Annotated in this window: 15 protein-coding genes and 1 pseudogene; 5 read left to right on the top strand and 11 right to left on the bottom strand. The window is 40.3% G+C overall.

All coding sequences use genetic code 11. The annotated features are described in order from the left end of the window. The first annotated feature begins 42 nt into the window (after positions 1-42). Positions 43-225, top strand: coding sequence for a hypothetical protein (locus ACZ9EE_RS31135; RefSeq protein ID WP_476032456.1), 183 nt, complete (start codon positions 43-45; stop codon positions 223-225). Between the two features lie 129 nt (positions 226-354). Here the strand turns inward: ACZ9EE_RS31135 and ACZ9EE_RS31140 are convergent, their stop codons facing one another. Continuing rightward, positions 355-879: a DinB family protein gene (locus tag ACZ9EE_RS31140; protein ID WP_476032457.1), complete on the bottom strand. Its 525-nt coding sequence runs from the start codon at positions 877-879 to the stop codon at positions 355-357. A 515-nt stretch (positions 880-1,394) separates the two neighbouring features. On the opposite strand from ACZ9EE_RS31140, the gene ACZ9EE_RS31145 reads away from it, so the two are divergent. Both ACZ9EE_RS31145 and ACZ9EE_RS31150 read left to right on the top strand, forming a co-directional pair. Next, positions 1,395-3,173, top strand: a complete 1,779-nt coding sequence (locus ACZ9EE_RS31145; protein WP_476032458.1) for a bifunctional metallophosphatase/5'-nucleotidase — start codon at positions 1,395-1,397, stop codon at positions 3,171-3,173. Between the two features lie 667 nt (positions 3,174-3,840). Next, positions 3,841-5,022 (top strand): IS256 family transposase, encoded by a 1,182-nt coding sequence (locus tag ACZ9EE_RS31150; RefSeq protein WP_476032459.1) that lies wholly within the window; start codon positions 3,841-3,843, stop codon positions 5,020-5,022. Positions 5,023-5,416: 394 nt separating this feature from the next. On the opposite strand, the gene ACZ9EE_RS31155 is transcribed toward ACZ9EE_RS31150, so the two are convergent. The 6 genes from ACZ9EE_RS31155 to fdhF form a co-directional block, all read right to left on the bottom strand. Next, complete coding sequence (locus tag ACZ9EE_RS31155) at positions 5,417-6,592, bottom strand: M20 family metallopeptidase (protein ID WP_476032460.1); 1,176 nt, start codon at positions 6,590-6,592, stop codon at positions 5,417-5,419. After that, complete coding sequence (locus ACZ9EE_RS31160; RefSeq protein WP_476032461.1) at positions 6,589-7,824, bottom strand: allantoate amidohydrolase; 1,236 nt, start codon at positions 7,822-7,824, stop codon at positions 6,589-6,591. The genes ACZ9EE_RS31155 and ACZ9EE_RS31160 overlap by 4 nt, the downstream gene beginning before the upstream one ends. A gap of 19 nt (positions 7,825-7,843) precedes the next feature. Then, entirely contained in the window at positions 7,844-9,049 is a 1,206-nt protein-coding gene (locus tag ACZ9EE_RS31165) for a hypothetical protein (protein WP_476032462.1), read from the bottom strand. A 301-nt stretch (positions 9,050-9,350) separates the two neighbouring features. Further along, positions 9,351-10,139, bottom strand: a complete 789-nt coding sequence (fdhD, locus tag ACZ9EE_RS31170; RefSeq protein WP_476032463.1) for a formate dehydrogenase accessory sulfurtransferase FdhD — start codon at positions 10,137-10,139, stop codon at positions 9,351-9,353. 73 nt (positions 10,140-10,212) lie between these two features. After that, positions 10,213-10,755, bottom strand: a complete 543-nt coding sequence (locus ACZ9EE_RS31175; protein WP_476032464.1) for a helical membrane plugin domain-containing protein — start codon at positions 10,753-10,755, stop codon at positions 10,213-10,215. Further along, positions 10,748-13,693, bottom strand: a complete 2,946-nt coding sequence (gene fdhF / locus ACZ9EE_RS31180; protein WP_476033165.1) for a formate dehydrogenase subunit alpha — start codon at positions 13,691-13,693, stop codon at positions 10,748-10,750. The genes ACZ9EE_RS31175 and fdhF overlap by 8 nt, the downstream gene beginning before the upstream one ends. 187 nt (positions 13,694-13,880) lie before the next feature. On the opposite strand from fdhF, the gene ACZ9EE_RS31185 reads away from it, so the two are divergent. Beyond that, positions 13,881-14,144, top strand: coding sequence for a hypothetical protein (locus ACZ9EE_RS31185; RefSeq protein WP_476032465.1), 264 nt, complete (start codon positions 13,881-13,883; stop codon positions 14,142-14,144). A 109-nt stretch (positions 14,145-14,253) separates the two neighbouring features. Here ACZ9EE_RS31185 and ACZ9EE_RS31190 read toward each other — a convergent pair. From ACZ9EE_RS31190 to ACZ9EE_RS31205, 4 genes and pseudogenes are all read right to left on the bottom strand, one after another. Then, positions 14,254-14,947 (bottom strand): annotated as a pseudogene (locus tag ACZ9EE_RS31190) (DUF2278 family protein). A gap of 116 nt (positions 14,948-15,063) precedes the next feature. Then, the gene (locus tag ACZ9EE_RS31195) at positions 15,064-16,038 is read right to left on the bottom strand and encodes a S8 family peptidase (protein WP_476032466.1); all 975 of its coding nucleotides are present in this window, start codon (positions 16,036-16,038) and stop codon (positions 15,064-15,066) included. A gap of 307 nt (positions 16,039-16,345) precedes the next feature. After that, positions 16,346-16,921: a YitT family protein gene (locus ACZ9EE_RS31200; RefSeq protein ID WP_476032467.1), complete on the bottom strand. Its 576-nt coding sequence runs from the start codon at positions 16,919-16,921 to the stop codon at positions 16,346-16,348. Positions 16,922-17,144: 223 nt separating this feature from the next. Beyond that, positions 17,145-18,047: a DMT family transporter gene (locus ACZ9EE_RS31205; RefSeq protein ID WP_476032468.1), complete on the bottom strand. Its 903-nt coding sequence runs from the start codon at positions 18,045-18,047 to the stop codon at positions 17,145-17,147. Positions 18,048-18,439: 392 nt separating this feature from the next. Here ACZ9EE_RS31205 and ACZ9EE_RS31210 point away from each other — a divergent pair, with 392 nt between their 5' ends. Further along, entirely contained in the window at positions 18,440-18,622 is a 183-nt protein-coding gene (locus ACZ9EE_RS31210; RefSeq protein ID WP_098527274.1) for a hypothetical protein, read from the top strand. The last annotated feature ends 131 nt before the right edge of the window (positions 18,623-18,753 follow it).

The raw sequence follows: 18,753 nt of genomic DNA on the forward strand, positions 1-18,753 counted from the left end.
GACTTCATTTAACAAACACTACCACTAAAAGGTGGTGGCAGAATGAGCAAAGATAACCATACTCCTCAAGAATTTCAAAATGATTTAAAAGGGGATTTAACGGGGAGAGCGAATCAGAAGGACATAAGTAATGTATCAGAAAATGACCAGTACACAGACAGCTCCGTTATTATTGGAGGAGGCGACCCAAATCTTTCGCCAGATGCAGGAAAACCTTTAATTTAAGATATTGGGCGTGGTTGTTCTCCTTTCATGACGGAGAACAACCACGCCTTTTTCGTTTCAACTGAAAAAAATGACAAATATTGCTTCATCTCCAGTGATGATAGATCCCATCTTTAGTGAATGAAGAAATTACTTTTTCAAAATACCTAAATATTCATTCCAAGGACCAACGTCCGCTCTGTATCTTTCAGCCATCACCCTGACAATTTGGGAAATGTGTGTTAAATCATGAACAACCCACGCAGAAAGCAATTCTCTTAACTTCACTGCACCAAATGCAGGGTGTGAACCTGTTATTTCAAGATGCAATTCAGGTTGAATTAAAACGTTAAGTTTGGTTATATTTTGTGTTCTAAGCGTTTTAAATTCCAGCAACTTTTGTTCAATCGATCTATCACGCTTTTCATTTAAGTGCGAGTAACGGTCAAATGGAGGAAATGGTTTACGTTCACCTTCCTGAAGAATGAATTCTAATCTTGGAATCCAATTATTTTTCTCTCCCTCAATGAGGTGCTCAATCACTTCGGAGACATTCCAGGTTCCTTCCCCTTCATTACAGTGCAACCATCCTTCTGATAAATCAGATAAAAAATACTCTAATGTTTGTGGTGTACGCTCAAGAACCTCGATAGCTTCTTTCATATTAAAATGCATTTAAGCTGCTCCTTTACAGGTAATGATCCAACAATTAATAAGAAGATCTAATGATAAATTAAGATCAAAATACATAATAATACCAATCTCAAGGGTTATATAAGTATGCTTGATCCAGATAAAATATCGATAACAGGAAAAATATAATAAAATAAAATATTCGCTTTGGCAGGCTTATAGTTTCTTTATTTTCTGGTACCATTTATTGATTAATATCAGTATCAGTATCAGCATTCCTTGCCAACAATAATGATTGAACTACCTACTAAAATAAACATCTTTTTCAACAATCCAATCCTGTTCGATGTCTTTTCTCCTGCAACTATATACTAAATTTTACTACATAACGTAGACAACATGTTAAGTTTGCTTTCGCCGGTTTTAAAAAATGTGCGCGCCTCATAATGGAGAAACCCCCGCAATAGATTTTCTAACCCATTAAACTCTGTATAGTGAAAACAGTCAAAGCAAACAATAAATCGAATCTATTAAACGACATCTTAAGGAGGAACATTATGAAATGGATTTCCCGAGCGTTTATTTCGGTTTTGATCCTAAGCTTAATAGGATGTACAGGAAACCAAAATGCAAAAAATAATAATCTTATCAATACAAAGAATGATGGCAGCCGAAATAAAACTACCCACAATCTCAATATCAATGAGACTAATAATCGCGGCGGGCAAAATCAGAAGCTGAACGCTCAAGGTTTATCAGAAGAATATCATGGACATATTTCAAATCGTCCAGAAGTTAACAACCAAGAAAACAAAGGTAATCCCCCTGCTGCGGATAATCGGTTCATTCAGGTCCAATTATTAGGAATAAATGATTTACATGGACAATTAAATGTGACAAGAAATGTCGCAGGCAAACCCGTTGGCAGGATCGACTATTTAGCTGCTTATTTAAAACAACGAGCGGCACAAAATAAAAATACAATTATGGTCCATTCAGGTGATATGGTTGGGGCAAGCCCGCCAATTTCTGCCCTTCTACAGGATGAGCCGACAATTGAAATCTTAAATAAATTAAATTATGGAATCGGAACAGTTGGTAATCATGAGTTTGATGAAGGAGTAAAAGAACTGCAACGGTTAATAAATGGTGGAACAAGTGAAAAAACAGGAGATTTTGCCGGGCAAGATTTCCCTACTCTCGCTGCCAATGTCATTGATCAAAAGTCAGGGAATCCGATTTTGCCTCCTTACAAGATTATCAAAGCTAATGGGTTCAATATTGGATTTATTGGGGTGGTTACCACAGAAACACCCTCAATCGTTATTCCAAGCGGCGTCGAGGGAGTAAAATTTACCGATGAAGTAACGGCAATTAATCGATATGTTCCAGAATTGAAGAAACAGGGTGTCCGTTCTATCGTCGTTCTCGCTCACGACCCAGGTACCTCCGGGATGAAGGGGGAAAATCCAACAGGTAAGTTAGTCGACATGGCTAATGGTGTGGATGATGAAGTAGATATCATCTTTGGCGGGCATAATCATGCTTACATGAATGCTACGGTTAACAATAAGCTGGTCATTCAAGCTTATTCTTATGGAACTGCTTTTTCAGATGTCGATCTTCAAATTGACCCAAAAACAAAGGACATTGTGACCAAAAAGGCAGAAATTATCACTACATTCCAGGATGGTATCGATCCTGACCCGGAAATTCGGAAAATGGTCGAAGGTTATGAAGCGAAAGTGGCTCCTCTTGTTAACCGGGTGATCGGCTCTACCTCTGTTCGCCTTACTGCATTGCAAAATGCAAATGGAGAATCTGTACTGGGAGATTTAATCGCCGATTCTCACAGAAACGCAATGAACACGGATTTTGCCTTTATGAATCCAGGCGGAATTAGAGCAGACATTGATGCGGGAGATATCACATGGGGTGCAGCCTATACTGTACAGCCCTTTAATAACACGCTGACAAAAATGACTATGACAGGACAACAAATCCGTGACGTCCTCAACCAACAATGGGGCGCCAATTATACGACGATGCTTCAAATATCCGGGCTGACATATACGTGGGATTCGAGGCAGCCGGTTGGGCAAAAGGTAATCAAAATCCTTCTTCCTGACGGCTCAGAATTAGACCCAAATAAAACCTATACCGTTACAGCCAATGTCTTTCTTGCTGGCGGCGGCGATGGCTTTACCGTATTTGCCAAAGCGCAAAACAAAGAAACCGGTCCTATTGATTTAGATGCATTTGTTGATTATGTAAAAACCTTAACTAAGCCGTTCGCTTACAGTATTGATAATAGAATTGAACAGGTTCGATATTAGAAATTGGATTAGAGGCATCAACTCGTGATGCCTCTAGTTTTTTGTTGAAGTATCGCAACTTGAACAGCTTATTTATTCTGAAGGTATAGGGTGTAGTAATATTTCCTATTTTGTGCATTGTAAAACTCCTCTAGAGGATAAAGTTTTCTGTTTATTTTGACCGCATTCACTTCCTTTTTGACTTGGCGGGAACTATTGTTATTTTTTTGACCGAGCCCGCTTCCTTTTTATCGTAGCAGGCACTATTCTATTTTATTTTGACCGCACCCGTGTCCTTTTTAGCGTGGCGGGCACTATTCTATTTTATTTTGACCGCACCCGCTTCCTTTTTATCGTAGCAGGCACTATTTATTCTATTTTATTTTGACCGCACCCGCTTCCTTTTTATCGTAGCGGGCACTATTCTATTTTATTTTGACCGCACCCGTGTCCTTTTTATCGTGGCGGGCACTATTCTATTTTATTTTGACCTAGCCGGTTCCTTTTTTGAGGTTGCGGGCACTATTCCTATTTATTTTGCCCGCACCCGCCTCCCTTTTTACATGGAGGGCACTATTCTAATTTATTTTGATTATGTCCGTATAATTGTTTAAAAAAATAGGTCATCCTCATGACCCGTGTTACAATGTTTTCGACCAAGAAACCATTTTATACGGAGGACATGATGATGACCCAAATAAATATTACTATAAATTTAGAAGATCTCAAAGGGAAAATTGAAAATAGCTCTTTAGAATCACCCGTCAAAGCGTCACTTGCACTTATCTTAAATTCGTTAATGGAAAAAGAGAGAGACGAATATATCAATGCTCTTTCCCATGAAAGAACAGAAGAACGTAGAGGCTATCGAAACGGATATTATGAGCGAGAATTGATGACTGGGGCTGGTTCACTTAAGTTAAAAGTGCCTAGAACTAGAGACGGTGAATTTTCTACTACTATTTTTGAAAAGTTTAAACGCTGCGATCAAGCATTAATTCTATCCATGGTTGAAATGGTAGTAAACGGTGTTTCTACACGTAAAGTTACTAAAATTGTAGAAGAATTATGTGGGAAAAGTGTCTCCAAATCTCTCGTCTCTAACTTAATTAAAACTTTAGATCCTGCCATTAATGAGTGGAGAAACCGACCGCTAAACGTACACTATTACCCTTATATTTACGTGGATGCCATGTACATTAAAGTCCGAGAAAACAAGCAAGTGGTTTCAAAAAGTGTTCATATTGCTGTTGGCGTAAACGAGGGTGGCCATAGAGAAATAATTGGTCTAAAGGTCAATCACACGGAGTCCACAGAAAGCTGGTCTGCCTTCTTTGAATATTTAAAATCCAGAGGACTTCAATCCCCTAAAATGGTCATTTCTGATGCTCATGGTGGATTAGTTTCATCAATTAAAGAATCATTTCTAGGCACTTCATGGCAACGCTGTACTGTCCATTTTATAAGAAACCTCTTGGATTCCTTGCCGAAAAAAGGAACTGCTGAAGCTCGCCAAGAGCTAAAAGATTTGTTTAAAAACTCAGAAATGGATGTTATTAGGGACCTAAAAAATCGGTTTGTAGAAAAGTATCAGGATACCAAAGGTTTTTCCAAAGCCATAGAAATCTTAGAAAATGGGTTTGAGGATGCTATCCAGTTTATTGCCCATCCGGTCGAATATCATATAAGCTTACGTACCACTAATATGCTAGAACGATTAAACCAAGAAGTTCGAAGAAGAGAAAGAGTTATTCGTATTTTTACAAATGATCAGTCTGCAATAAGAATTATTGGTTCAGTATTAATGGATATTAATGAAGAATGGACGAGTAAGAATTACCCTTATTTAAAGAAATCAAAAGAAAACTAACTCGCTATCAATATAGAGTGTAAAGCCTAATTTCGAATTGACATTGAGCCTCCGGTGGGCATGAAGAACAGCCAGGAAGCCAGGAGTTTAACAACCCCTGGCTTGCCCTCCAGGCTATCATGCCCACCCCTCAATGTAAATTCGAAATAAGCTTGTTCACTATAATTGTACTTTTTAAATTGGTGTGAAAACATTGTTGATACTTTTACACAATTAAATGGACTTGACTTTTATTTTGACCGAGCCCGGTTCCTTTTTTGAAGTTGCGGGCACTATTCCTATTTATTAGACTGGTCGTGTCACACTACTGTTCTTCTTGAACTTGCCTGTTATATAAAAAAGGAAAAGACGATCCTTCATATGGAAGAATCGCCTTTATTAAAATAAAAATCAGTTATTGATTTAGATAGGTCCAAGCATATTGAGCGTACAGTTCTGCCCCTATCGCTAATGCATCTTCATCAATATTGAATTTGCCATGATGGTGGGCCCATTCTGTATCTTTGTCAGGATTACCGCTACCCACCAGAGCGAAGCTGCCGGGAACACTAACTAGATATTCACTGAAATCCTCTCCGCCCATCGTTGGCTTTTCAAAATAGACCGCATTCTTACCAAATGCTTCTTTTACCACGCTTTGAACCAATGTTGCACTGTATTCATCATTATTTACTGCTTGGGTCCCTCTTGTATACTCCACAGTAGCAGTCGCACCATAGATCGCTGCAACATGCTCGGCATAATGCTGGATTTGCTTTTCGATGTGGTCTCTTGTTTTGGGATCGAAACAGCGAACGGTTCCTTCAATGACTGCATTTTCGGCGATGACATTAAAACGCGTTCCGACCACCATTTTTCCAACTGTCACCACAGCAGGCTTTTGCGTATCAACCGTTCTGGAAACCACGGTTTGTAAATTCATAACGAAGGAAGAAGCTACAATCGCTGCATCAATACAATCATGTGGTATCGCGCCATGACCGCCTCTACCCTTGAACGTTACTTTAAAAAGATCAGCCGAGGCGAAGGAAGGCCCTGCTGGACAAGATACTTTACCAGTTGGCATTTGTGACCAGATATGGATGCCAAAAACGTTGTCCACTCCCTCAACAGCACCTTGTTTCACCAATGCTTTGGCACCTTCTGCAACTTCTTCAGCAGGCTGAAACAATAAACGGACAGTTCCAGGCAACTCATCTTTTTGTTCGACTAATGCCTTGGCAGCGACGAGGAGCATGGCCGTATGCGCATCGTGGCCACAAGCATGCATCTTCCCTTCTTCTGTTGATGCATAAGGCAAATCTTTATTTAATTCCTCTACCGACAATGCATCCATGTCCCCTCTTAATGCGACCGTTTTTCCTGGTTTTCCACCTTCAATGGTGGCAATCACACCGGTGGGCTCTGTTCTTCGATAAGGAATACCCAGTTCTTCTAAATAATCACACACAAATGCAGTTGTTTTTTCTTCCTCCCAGGAAAGCTCTGGCTCACTATGGAGCTTTCTACGTAAGGCGGTCAATTCTTCACTATAGTTTTTGATCGATTCTTTAATTTTTTCATTTATCATTGTTCTTCTGCCTCCGTTAACTTCTTAGCTGTCTCGTAGAGTATTTCAACAGCTTTCGCGATATCCCGTGAATCAGACCATTCTTCAGGGCAATGGCTTAATCCCTTTTTACTCGGAATAAAAATCATCCCTACATCTGTAGAATCCGAAAACACCATGGCATCGTGTCCAGCCCCGCTGTTGATGGAACAATACGGAATGTGTAAACGAAGGCTTGATTGTTTCAAATGTTCAATAATTTCCTGATTCATTACCTTTGGTTTCATAAATAAACGCTGCTCAGCTGAAATTTGAATTCCTTCTTTACTAGTCGAGTCGATCAACTTATTCATTTTCCGAATGACATTTTCGATATGCTCTTCCTTGCTGGAACGTAAATCTACCGTAAAGACGACTTTATTTGGGATGACATTGGCACCGTTTGGATAGACCTGTAATTGTCCCGTTGTCATCACCGTTCCCTCGCCTTCATCGATTGCAAGATTCGGAAATTGAGCAATCATCGACGCTGCGGCAACTAACGCATCAGAACGGCGATTCATTGGTGTGGTCCCAGCATGCCCGGCCTGTCCCTCTACAGTGATTTCAAATTGAGTCAATCCAACAATCGCTTCGACGACACCAATCGGGATTTTCTTTTCCTCTAAAATAGGACCTTGTTCGATATGTAATTCTAAAAATGCTTTCATCGTCTTAGGGTCTCTTTTTTTAGGAAGCGATGGATCTAAGCCGATTTTTCGCATCGCTTCTACGGTAGAAATGCCGTCTTTATCTTTTAAATTTTTGAAATCTTCGTCACTGAGTAAGCCGGTGATCCCTCTGGAACCCATTAATCCCCCGCCAAACCTTGCACCCTCTTCTTCAATAAGTGCAATCACTTCCAAAGGATATTTCGGTGTGAGCTTGTTTTTAGCAAAAAGACCTGCTACTTCCAACCCTGCGACTACACCAGCAGGCCCGTCATACGAACCCCCATTTGGTACCGAATCAAAATGGGAACCAATGAGGACGCTAGGCGCATCCTCGAGAGTCCCTTCGAGCTTGCCAAAGATGTTGCCGAAACCATCTTCGCGAACCTGTAAGCCGTATTCTCTCATTTTATCCTTTATATAATCCCGTGCCTGCCTGTCCTCTTTGCTATAGGTAAGTCTGGTTGTCCCGTTTCCAGGCGTTGCCGTAAATTCACCTAATGTATCAATATGCTGTTCAATTCGTCTTTGAAGTTCTTCCATTCCTATCCCCTCCGATATTTTACAAGAATTTCACAAAGATACCTGCCAATATAACTGAAACAATCGTAACCGTGATAAACCCGCCAACGAGCATTGGAGGCAGCATGTGGCTTGTTAGTACTTCTCTTTCTTTCTCATCATTGGTTAAGGACTTGATTACTTCATTTGTAATGATGTAGTCAGCTGGAAATCCGTATAACGCCGTTAATGACACGGCAAAAGCCATTTCTTTGCTTACTTTTAAGGCTTTCCCTATCACGAACGAGAAGATATACATCCCAATCACACCGATAACAATCGTTCCAATCAGCGGATAAAGAATTTCAAGCATCATGCCTGGCGTTGCTTGTTTTAAACCATCGAAAATGAAAAGCATAAGTGCCATGATGGCTAAACCGAAACCATTCGCTTTTTGTAACACCTGTTTTTCTAAGAAACCGATACTTTTTGCGATTACTCCAAATAATAAACAAAGAACAAAAGGACTGATCGAAACAACTGGTGCTAATAGAGTTGAAACTTCATAGGCAAGAAACCCTACAAATGCGAGTCTTAAAAATTTAAAGAAATCCGTGTTATACTTCTCTGGCATGGTTTTAAAAAGCTTTAACTCGACCGTTCCTGCTTCTGTCGTTGCGGCCACTTCTTTCGCTGCTTCTTGTATATGCTTTTCCACTAATTGTCCATTACGGTATTGGGTAAGCAGTCTTTTCCCTTCTTTTTTCAACATGATCGATGTAAGTGGATATCCAGCAAATCCCTGCATAACGTAGATGACAATTGCGAAAACAGACAATGATGCGAGACCTGCTTCCTTTGCTCCTTCTGACATGATTAAGGCAGATACTACACCGCCAACTAAAGGAGGGATTGCTACAACAATCGTTTTAAAACCGAAAATAAAGGTGCCAACTCCAAGCAAAAGAGCAATGATCCCAATGATTCCCGAAAGAGCGATAACAACGGTCTTCCATTGGTTTTTTAATTCTTGAAGCGATAATAATGTTCCCATGTTCGTGATTAAAAGGTACATCAACATCGTTGCTACAACTGGCGGAATACCTGCGATTGAAACGATATCCTTAGGAAAAAAAGACCAATACCCCGCAAGGAACAGGACCGCACAGATAAAAATGGATGGTACCCATGCTTTAGTTCGTACTGCTACAAAATCCCCAATAAATAAAATTAAGATGATAATGACTAATGCTAGCATTTGAGACATAACTACACCTTCCCCCTCAATGATGATAAATATCTTTTCGTAGGACGAAATAGATTTATTTATTAGAATAATAATATAGTTTTACTTTTCAGTCAATTGTAAATTTTAAAAACATTATGTAACCGGTTGCATAGAGGGTTTATCATTGCTATTCAGTTGTTTTCTTTATAATGGTCAAATAATATTATTATTCTATAAATAATAAAGCTGTTGGTTATAATCCAGGCAAAAAAAACAGTGCCAAAGAAATTCTTGGGCACTGCTTATTTAATCGTATTTAACCTAGGACTAATATGATAGTCTATCCCTGAATTCGCTCTTGGTGGGTATAGACATTGAAGCCTCTTCCGCGAATAAAACCAACTGCCGTAATGCCAAGATCCGCTGCTAGATTTAAGGCAAGATTAGTAGGAGCTGATTTGGATAGGATGATGCCCACACCAATCTTGGATGCTTTAAGCAGGACTTCTGAGGATATTCTGCCGCTGAAAGCAAGGATTTTCTCCTTTAATGAAATTCGTTGGATCAGGCAGTAACCAAATAGTTTATCTAACGCATTATGCCGCCCAATATCAATCCTTGAAATCACGATACCGTCCTTGGTACACAAGGCGGCATTATGGACACCACCCGTTTGCTGAAAATCAACTGAACACTCCTGGAGCTGCATCATTAATTGCTTGCACTGGTCAGGTGTTATCGTTAACTTCGTCAAAATCGTCTTAGCGGTGATCACATCATTATGAAAATAAAATTGCCGTCCTTTTCCACAACAGGAACCAATGAAGCGCTTGGAATGAAATTCTTTTTGGATCGATTGCTTCTTAACCAGATCCACATACGCGAATCCTTTTTCTTGATCGATTTGAATCGATTGAATATCATGAAAAACGCGAATAACGCCCTCCGAAGCCAAGAAACCAACCACCAATTCTTCTAACTCGGATGGTGTACATACCATGGTTGCAAACTCTTCACCATCAAGAATAATCGTTAATGCCGATTCCACGGCAATATCATCCACTTCTTCGATAAAGGTGAGTCCATTATACTTAACAATGCTTTGAGAAGTCGTGATTTCATTTAACATCGTCTTCACCCCTCTCATCGTTTTTTAAGTCCAGAAATTTATCATCTTAACGATCTTGCTTCCTTCAATAGATTTATAGACGATGGTCGGCATTGGCATGCTGCGCCTGATGTTCAGGCAGCTGGGTGTTCCGTTCTAAATGTCCTGTTTCGCTTCCCATTCCTTTCAAAAATTCAAAAAATAAGGCAATCGAACGGTTAATTTCTGGATCCTTCAAGGACCTGACGATATCAAAGTACCCAATTGTGTCATCATCATCCTTGCTTTCTGACACTCTAGCAATACCGGCGTTCAACTTGAGGAGGATCGGTTCAAGCTGTTTTACATTTATCGTCCCAAGAACGCCAACCATCAACAGAAGATTTTTTAATGTATTGGCAGTTTCCTTCGTGTCAGCCTTTTTTATGAGGATTTGCAGGACTTTGTCTCCCTCTGCAAATAATCCGCTCAATAAAGGAATGATCCCCCGATCATGCATATGCTTGACCAGATCAAGTGTATCGAGTAACACCTCCTTATTTTTTAATAAGGAATCCTCTATTTCTCGTAAATCTTGTTTACGCTGTTCCTCTTCTGAAATCTCGATTCGCTGGATTTGCTTGATTGCTTTAGCCATTCGTGGATCGCTCCCTTTCCTTGACAAGATCACCCGGGAAGACATAATCCTTACGGGCCCATTTCTTCTCGACTTGAACACCGATTTGCGGCTGGGGATTCCCATACCGGAAATTGATGATTGGCAATGGATTTATCCCTTCTTGCTGTAAAATCTCCATTTTAACCCGAGTATCCTTGTAAGCTGGTGTATCGGTATCTTTATCTGCTGCACTGCTGGTCAGGAAATTGACAGCCCCGTCCCCTGTATCATTCATTGGCAGATACACTTCATTGCCCTTGACGCGCGCGGTGATGGTACATTTGACTTTAATATTACCAAACGGTGAAGTCAGGCGGACAAGCGTTCCGTCATTAAGACCGCGTTCTGCAGCAAGCTCAGGGGATACTTCAAGAAAAACCTCCGGCGTCTTTTCTGAAATCCCTTTTGATTTGTAAGTGAGATTTCCTTCATGAAAGTGCTCCAATAAGCGGCCATTGTTAAGATGGAGATCATATTGTTTTTCAAAAACAAGCGGCTTTGTCCATTGTACCGGATAAAGCCTGGCCTTTCGATCCGGGAAATGAAATCCATCCGTGTAAAGCAGCGGTGTATCGGTCCCATCCGGTTTTACCGGCCATTGCAAACTCTTATAGCCTTCTAATCTTTCATATGTGACACCTGCATAAATCGGCATCAGCATCGCGGCTTCTTCCATGATGTCACTTGGATGCTGGTAATTCCAATTAGCACCAAGCCGGTTTGCAACTAACTGAATAATTTCCCAGTCAGGCTTGGAATCTCCTAGCGGTTCAAAGACCTGATACAGTCGTTGTATACGGCGTTCCGTATTGGTAAAGGTTCCTTCTTTTTCAAGACTTGGGCTTGCTGGCAGTACGACATCCGCATATTGGGCAGTCCGGGAGAAGAAAATATCCTGAACGACAAAGAAGTCGAGTTTTTCGTATGCCGCATGGACATGGTTGATGTTGGAATCAACCAATCCCATTTCCTCTCCCTTTACATACATGGCCTTTACCGTGCCTTGGTGTATTCCCTCAATCATTTCGTGATTATTAATACCGGCTTCCGATGAGAGCTTAACGCCCCAGGCCTGTTCAAATTTTGCCAGTACTTCAGGGTCGTCCACACGCTGATATCCCGGAAAGTTATCCGGCGCGCTGCCCATGTCGCCTGCACCTTGAACGTTATTATGGCCACGGAGCGGGTACGCTCCTGCGCCTGGCCGTGCATAGTTGCCCGTAACCAGCAACAAGTTAGAAATGGCTGTACTTGTGTCACTTCCGCCCAGATGCTGCGTCACACCCATCGCCCAAAGAATCGCTGTTCCGTCGGCATCACGGATCATTTCCGCGATTTGCATGAGTGTCTCTTTGGAAAGACCTGTCACTTCTTCGGCATAACCTAACGTATAGGGAGCGAGGCTTACCCTGTATTCTTCGAAGCCATTTACATGGTTTGCGATAAACTCTTCATCTGCCCAGCCCATATCGATGATATATTTGGTCACCGCCGATAGCCATACTAAATCGGACCCGGCTCTTGGGTGAATGTACAGGTCTGCACGGGCTGCCATCTCGTGCTCACGAAGGTCGGCCACAATCAATTTTTGACCGTTCAATTTATGGGCGCGCTTAACCCTTGTGGCTAACACAGGGTGTGCTTCCGCTGTATTCGAACCGACAATGATAACAAGACCTGCGTTTGCAATGTCCTTAATCGATCCAGCATCACCGCCATAACCAACCGTTCTGTGCAGACCAACCGTTGCCGGTGTCTGGCAATAACGGGAACAGTTATCGACATTATTTGTACCGATCACTTGTCGGGCCAATTTTTGCATTAAATAGGATTCTTCATTTGTGCATTTGGAAGAAGTAATAAAGCCCAGCGATTGCGGTCCATATTGACTGCGAATCTTGCGGAACCGGTTGGCGATTAAATCGAGGGCCTCCTCCCATTCTGCTTCACGGAAACTGTCACCTTCCCGGATCAGCGGCTTCGTCAGCCGTTCTTGACTGTTTACAAAATCCCAGCCGAATTTCCCTTTCACACAAGTGGAAATTCCATTTGCCGGTGCTTCTGCATTTGGTTCGACCTTTAAAATCTCACGTCCTTTTGTCCAGACGTCAAAACTGCAGCCGACACCGCAAAAAGTACAAACCGTTTTGGTGCGTTTCACTCGCGCCTCACGCATCGCGGATTCCATATCGGACACGGTCAGGATCGAACCATAACCGGTCTCCACTCCTTTGGTCAATTCGATCATCGAACGAAGCGTTCCACCTTCAATGCCCGTCAAATATCCGGCTTCCCCGAGCATCCCTTTTTCCATCATCGCGTTACAAGGACAAACAGTCGAACAATGCCCGCACGATACACAGGAGGATTCGTTTATAGGAACGTCATTATCCCAGATAACCCGTGGATGCTCTCTATCCCAATCAATTCGCAGCGTTTCAGTGACCTGTACATCCTGGCAGGCCTCGACACAGCGTCCACACAAGATACACTGGTCAGGATCATAGCGATAAAAAGGATTCGACATATCCTCCTGATACGGTTTCTGCTTCCAAGGAATACTCTGATGGTTAATGCGCATCTCCTTCACGGTATTATGTATTTCGCAGCCACCATTGTTATAATCACAAACCGTACAATATAATTCATGATTACGGAGAATGTTGTCCATCGCCGCTGTTTGCGATTTTTTCACAAGCGGGCTCGTCGTTCTGATGACATCCCCCTCGTTTAAAGGGGTCGAACAGGACCTGACAAGTTCCCCATTTACTTCTACGATACAAGCGTCACAAGTTTCAATCGGCCCGAGACTGGGATGATAGCACACCTGCGGAACTTCAATCGAGCTGTTGTTAAGGTATTCGAGGACTGTCTGGCCTTCCGCTGCCGGAACAATTTCACCGTTAATCGTAACCATTATGTTTTTTACCAATATGGCTTCACCCTTTCTGCTTTATGATGAATGCAATGATTCTCACCTTTCTAAATACCCCATCGGTTAAAAAATTAACACCAAATCCGATTAGTTCAATGAAAATAGGGTAAAAAGCAGGTTTGCAGATTGTGAAATTGTGGTAAATAACTTAATAAAAGGACGAATCTTCATGAAATATATTATTTTAAAAACGAAAAACGGGAATGGCAAATATAGGTACCGAATGGTAGATACAATAGAAGCGTCGTCTTTGGAGGTCGCGCGAGATCTCTTATACAGGAAATTTAGACGAGAGGTAAACAAGGAGAACGGTGAAACATACATAATTATTCCTTACAGCCAAAATATCAATTTGAAGAAAAATGAAATTCCGTTGGAGGGTGTTCTCTATGGAGTGCTGCAGTATCGGGAACCGGGGGATGATTTACTTTAAATTGATTCATCAAAGAAACTATGTCATAAGGGGGTTAACGAGACTTTAGGTTCTGCAGGCACTAGTGATGACCACTAGTGCCCTTGATTGGTTATAACAATACGATTCTCTATTTCGAAACCATTTTAGTTTGATAGTTACATTTTTCAACTTCTGTGATGACATCACCGTTTCTTATCGGTACACCAAGATTGGGATTGAAAGGCCAAAAAGATCGCTGCCCACCTATTCTCCTGTTCAAAATGAATGAAAATTCCTCCATCCTGCCAGATCCCGTTATCAGTTTCCCAGCGTCCACTATTACCCTGATTCATATGAATATCATGGATACCGTTACCCGGTGAAAAATGAAAATAGGTATCTGGCCGACCCTGTTCCGGCCCCCAGATGTCTCCATACGTGTAAATGATCGCCTTATGGTCAACCGCATGGCTAAAATAAGACTGAATTTTCTCGTTTAAATCATTATCAGGACCTTCTACATCAGAAGCCAAAGGAATCATCTTGGCTGAATCAAACAAGTTTCCTCTGATATAATCCAGTCCCATGTCAGGACTATTTACTGGGATGAAGGTTAAACCATCAGGTAAATCTGGTAATTTATTGGTGTGTTCGGAGTGGAAGTCCTCATCCACAAAATATAATACTTCTGATGGTTGAGCTTCCGATTTTATATTAATGGCAATCCGATATTTCGTACTTTGCCTATCCTCGATTAGTACCTGGAAATGGGGCTTATCCCCTCTTCCCATCATCGTTTGAATGGCTCTGCCCTTTAGAACACCATACCGTTTTAGAGGCATAATCAAGTCCCTCCCTTTTTAGATGGTTATTTCCAATCGTCTTTCTATTTAATATAGCTAAATAAAGCTATAAATAAAGCAATGCCAAAAGAATTCGTTGACACTGCTTTATATATCTAGTTGTTTATTAAAACTTCAGCTACCTCTGCTTTCACCTGATTGCTGAATACTTTCTTTAAATAATCAGCCGTCGTCAGATACAACAGTCCATTTCCTTCTAACTTTGGAGAATCACCAAGAGGAACTGTTCTCTTGATTAATTGCGCATAGAGCTCAGTTACGGTTAACTCCCTCTCAAATGTTTCGGTCGCAATCGCTTTGATAAGAGCTAGCGCACCAGATACATGTGGAGTGGCCATGGACGTTCCGCTGAGCTTCGCATATTTTCCATCCAGATAAGTGGAAAGAATCGTTTCTCCAGGAGCGACGAGATCCACTTCATTATTCGAATTACTAAAATCAGAGATTCGTCTATCCAGGTTGATGGCTCCAACACTGATTACCTCATTGTAGGATCCGGGATAATCAAATTCATTGGTGACATCCTGTCCATCGCCTTCATTGCCGGCCGCACATACGACAAGAATATGATTCTCGACTGCCTTTTGAATGGCTTCATGTAACTCCGGAACATCTTCAGGACCGCCCAGGCTCATCGAAATAATGTCAACCTTTTGTTCAATTGCATAGTTAATGCCATTAATGATCCATTCATATTGACCCGAACCGTTTTTATCAAGGACTTTGACAATTAATAGATTAGCTTCAGGAGCAACACCGACAACCCCTTGTTGATTTTGCGTTGCTGCGATCGTGCCAGCTACATGGGTGCCATGGCCATTATAATCCCGATAAACATCTTCACTCCCATTATCATCATTCGTGAAATTCCGTCCGCCGATAATCCGTTCCTTCAAGTCAGGATGAGTTAGATCACAGCCGGTATCGAGGATGGCAACGGTCATGCCCTTTCCTTTTGTTTGTTCCCAGACTTTTGGAGCCTGAATCATTTCGATTCCCATTGGCACCTCGGTTACTTCTTCAACCTCAGCAATCAATCGGTAAGGAATTAAGCGTACTTTTCGTTCCATGTTATCCCCTCCTGTTAGTTTCATTGAAGTCAACCCATGATGATAATAATAGTTTAACCCGTCTGATTCTATTAAAACAGATTCTTTTTACGTACATTTGTTCCCGTCCTTTTTTCCTATTTTAGGTATCTGCCTTTTTCAATTACTATTTATACAGAAATATAAGAAAATGTCTGGTTGGAATGACCTGTTAATACAACATTAAAAAAAAGAGTTGCACAGCAACTCCTTTTCAGCTTCAACACTTAACTAAAGTCCTTTTTCCTTTAAACGGTCGTTTTTTACCAATTCTGCTAATATTTTAGATTTATTCAATTTTTTTTATCAATAATGAGGTGATTAAACCGATGATAATGATTGCCAGACAAGAACAAAGGAATCTTTCTAAATCAAATAAAGCATACCCAGCCAAGACGATAAATCCGTCAATTAAAATAATGACAATTGCAATATTGACCGAAGTCGTTTTTGATATAATTTTAGCAAGTAAATCAGTTCCCCCAGTGCTTGTCTCATATCTAAGCATAAGCGCTACTCCTACACCGATTAAGACTCCTCCAATTAAAGCACCTTCTAAGCTAGAAACATCGAATTGGGAACTGATTGGAGAAAGTAAATCGATAAATAAAGAAGAAATCAATAACCCTTGCAAACTATTAAAAAAATATCCTTTATAAAATATGGATGAAAGCATGCAAATTGGAAGACTTAATATAAACATTGTCATTCCTGTCTGAACTTCAAAATAGTAATGAAGAATAAGAGCTATTCCGATGATTCCCCCATCTATCAAGTGGTTAGGAACTAAAAATCCATTTACCCCAATTCCTAATAATAAACTCCCGATGAGAGTAGCGGCAAATTTTTGAAGAATAACAATCACCTTATTTTAGCTTTTAACCTATACTATGTCTCCTCTGTTAAATTAAGAATCTTTTTGTCAATGAGTTTGTTGCAACTGGAATTCATCGCCATTTAACCTCAATAAGAAAAAAGCCACTAAATGGGACTAATGACAAAATTTGTCATCAGTCCCATTTGGCAGCTTATAAGACTATTGATTATTTAATCGAACCAAAGAATCATCTATTCTTCTAACAACTTTGCTATAAATGGATCCGTGCTTTTACTTTTTGAGGTTTAAGGTTGATATTTACAAGACAAATGCTAAAAACAATGAATAAAAGTCCAATTACCAATTTAAAAGTAATAGATTCATGTAAAAGAAAAGAACTACAAATAATGGCAATGAGGGGAATTAGAAAAGTATACGAACCAACTTTACTAGCTTCACCCGAACCCACAAGTGTAAAGAAAATAAGCCAGCCAAAAGCAATCACAAAGATAGAGATAAAAAGCAAGTTTGATATAAACGGTAATTTCCATTGAATACTTGACCAGCTCTCAAAGCTCGAACCTACACATGATAAAAAGATTCCACCAATAATTAGTTGAAGGGTAACCATCCATAGGGAATCAACACGATTACCCGTTTTCTTTACAAAAACGGTCCCTAATCCCCAACCAATCGCAGAACCTAAAGCAAGAATAATGCCAATCACCGAAATATCACCGGAAAAACCCCCAGAGCTGATGATGGCAACACCTGCAAAGCCAAGAATTAAACCGATAACCTTTAATCGATACATTGATTCACCCAACCAAATCCAACAAAAAATCCCAAGTAGAACGGGCTCAATGAACACAATAGCGGAAAATAGTCCCGCCGGCATATAACCTAATCCCACTGTTTGCAGACCGTAAAACATAATAATGTTTAGGAAGGAAGAAATGAAATATAAATGCCAGGTTTCCCTAAAACGAAGTTGCTTATATCTTGGTAATGCAAAAATGAGCAAGATAAGCCCGCCTAGTAACGTTCTTAAGCCTGCGAACAATAATGGTGGTGTATAGTTAAGTGCCATTTTTGATAATGGCCAATTGATCCCCCAAACAATAACAAGAAAAGTAAGTAATAAAACCGTTCTTGTTCGCGAAATTTTTCCCATAGATGTCCCCCCTTAGTTGTTAAGTCACTTTAACAATAATACTTATTTTATTGAAATAAACAATTGATTTGCTCTCTCGGTAGTCCTGTTAAATTCTCCTACTTTAAAAAATAAATAATTCGTCATAAATGCCAAAGTATACTTTAGCATAATTTCCATACCCACAAACAAACAATTGAAAATAATATTTTTCTACAATTAGTAGATTCCCTGTTAGATTTACCGTCTTAATTTGCAAGAAAAAGGAGTATTTTTTCTATTCTTTATAAAATATGGAGATTCGTGTAGATAAGTTTTATAACGTGGGGGCAGGAAAAAGTCATCTTTATACAAAATATTAAAGACAAGACAAAACAGATGTCTTACGAATAAGTTGAAAGGTGGTATGATCCTTGAATGAACTAACCCTACAACAACTCGTCGAAGGTCTTCCAAAGTCTTTATTAAATGCATCTGATCGGGATTTGGAAGGATTTCAAAAAATCATCGAAGAAACGATAAAATTAAGAGAAGGTCATCGAAACCTGCAAAAGATGGTGAAAAACTTCTCACTCTCTACAATTCAGCGAACTTAAAACTGAATCAATAAAAAATTTGGAAGGTGAAAGTACCTTCTTTTTTTTCGTTCCCCAGGTTTTGATGGTTGCAACGTGAAACAAATGAAACGAAAAAATGAGAGGAAATACCAAGAAGAAGAAAATCAGCC

Source organism: Bacillus sp. URHA0034 (assembly GCF_056280405.1).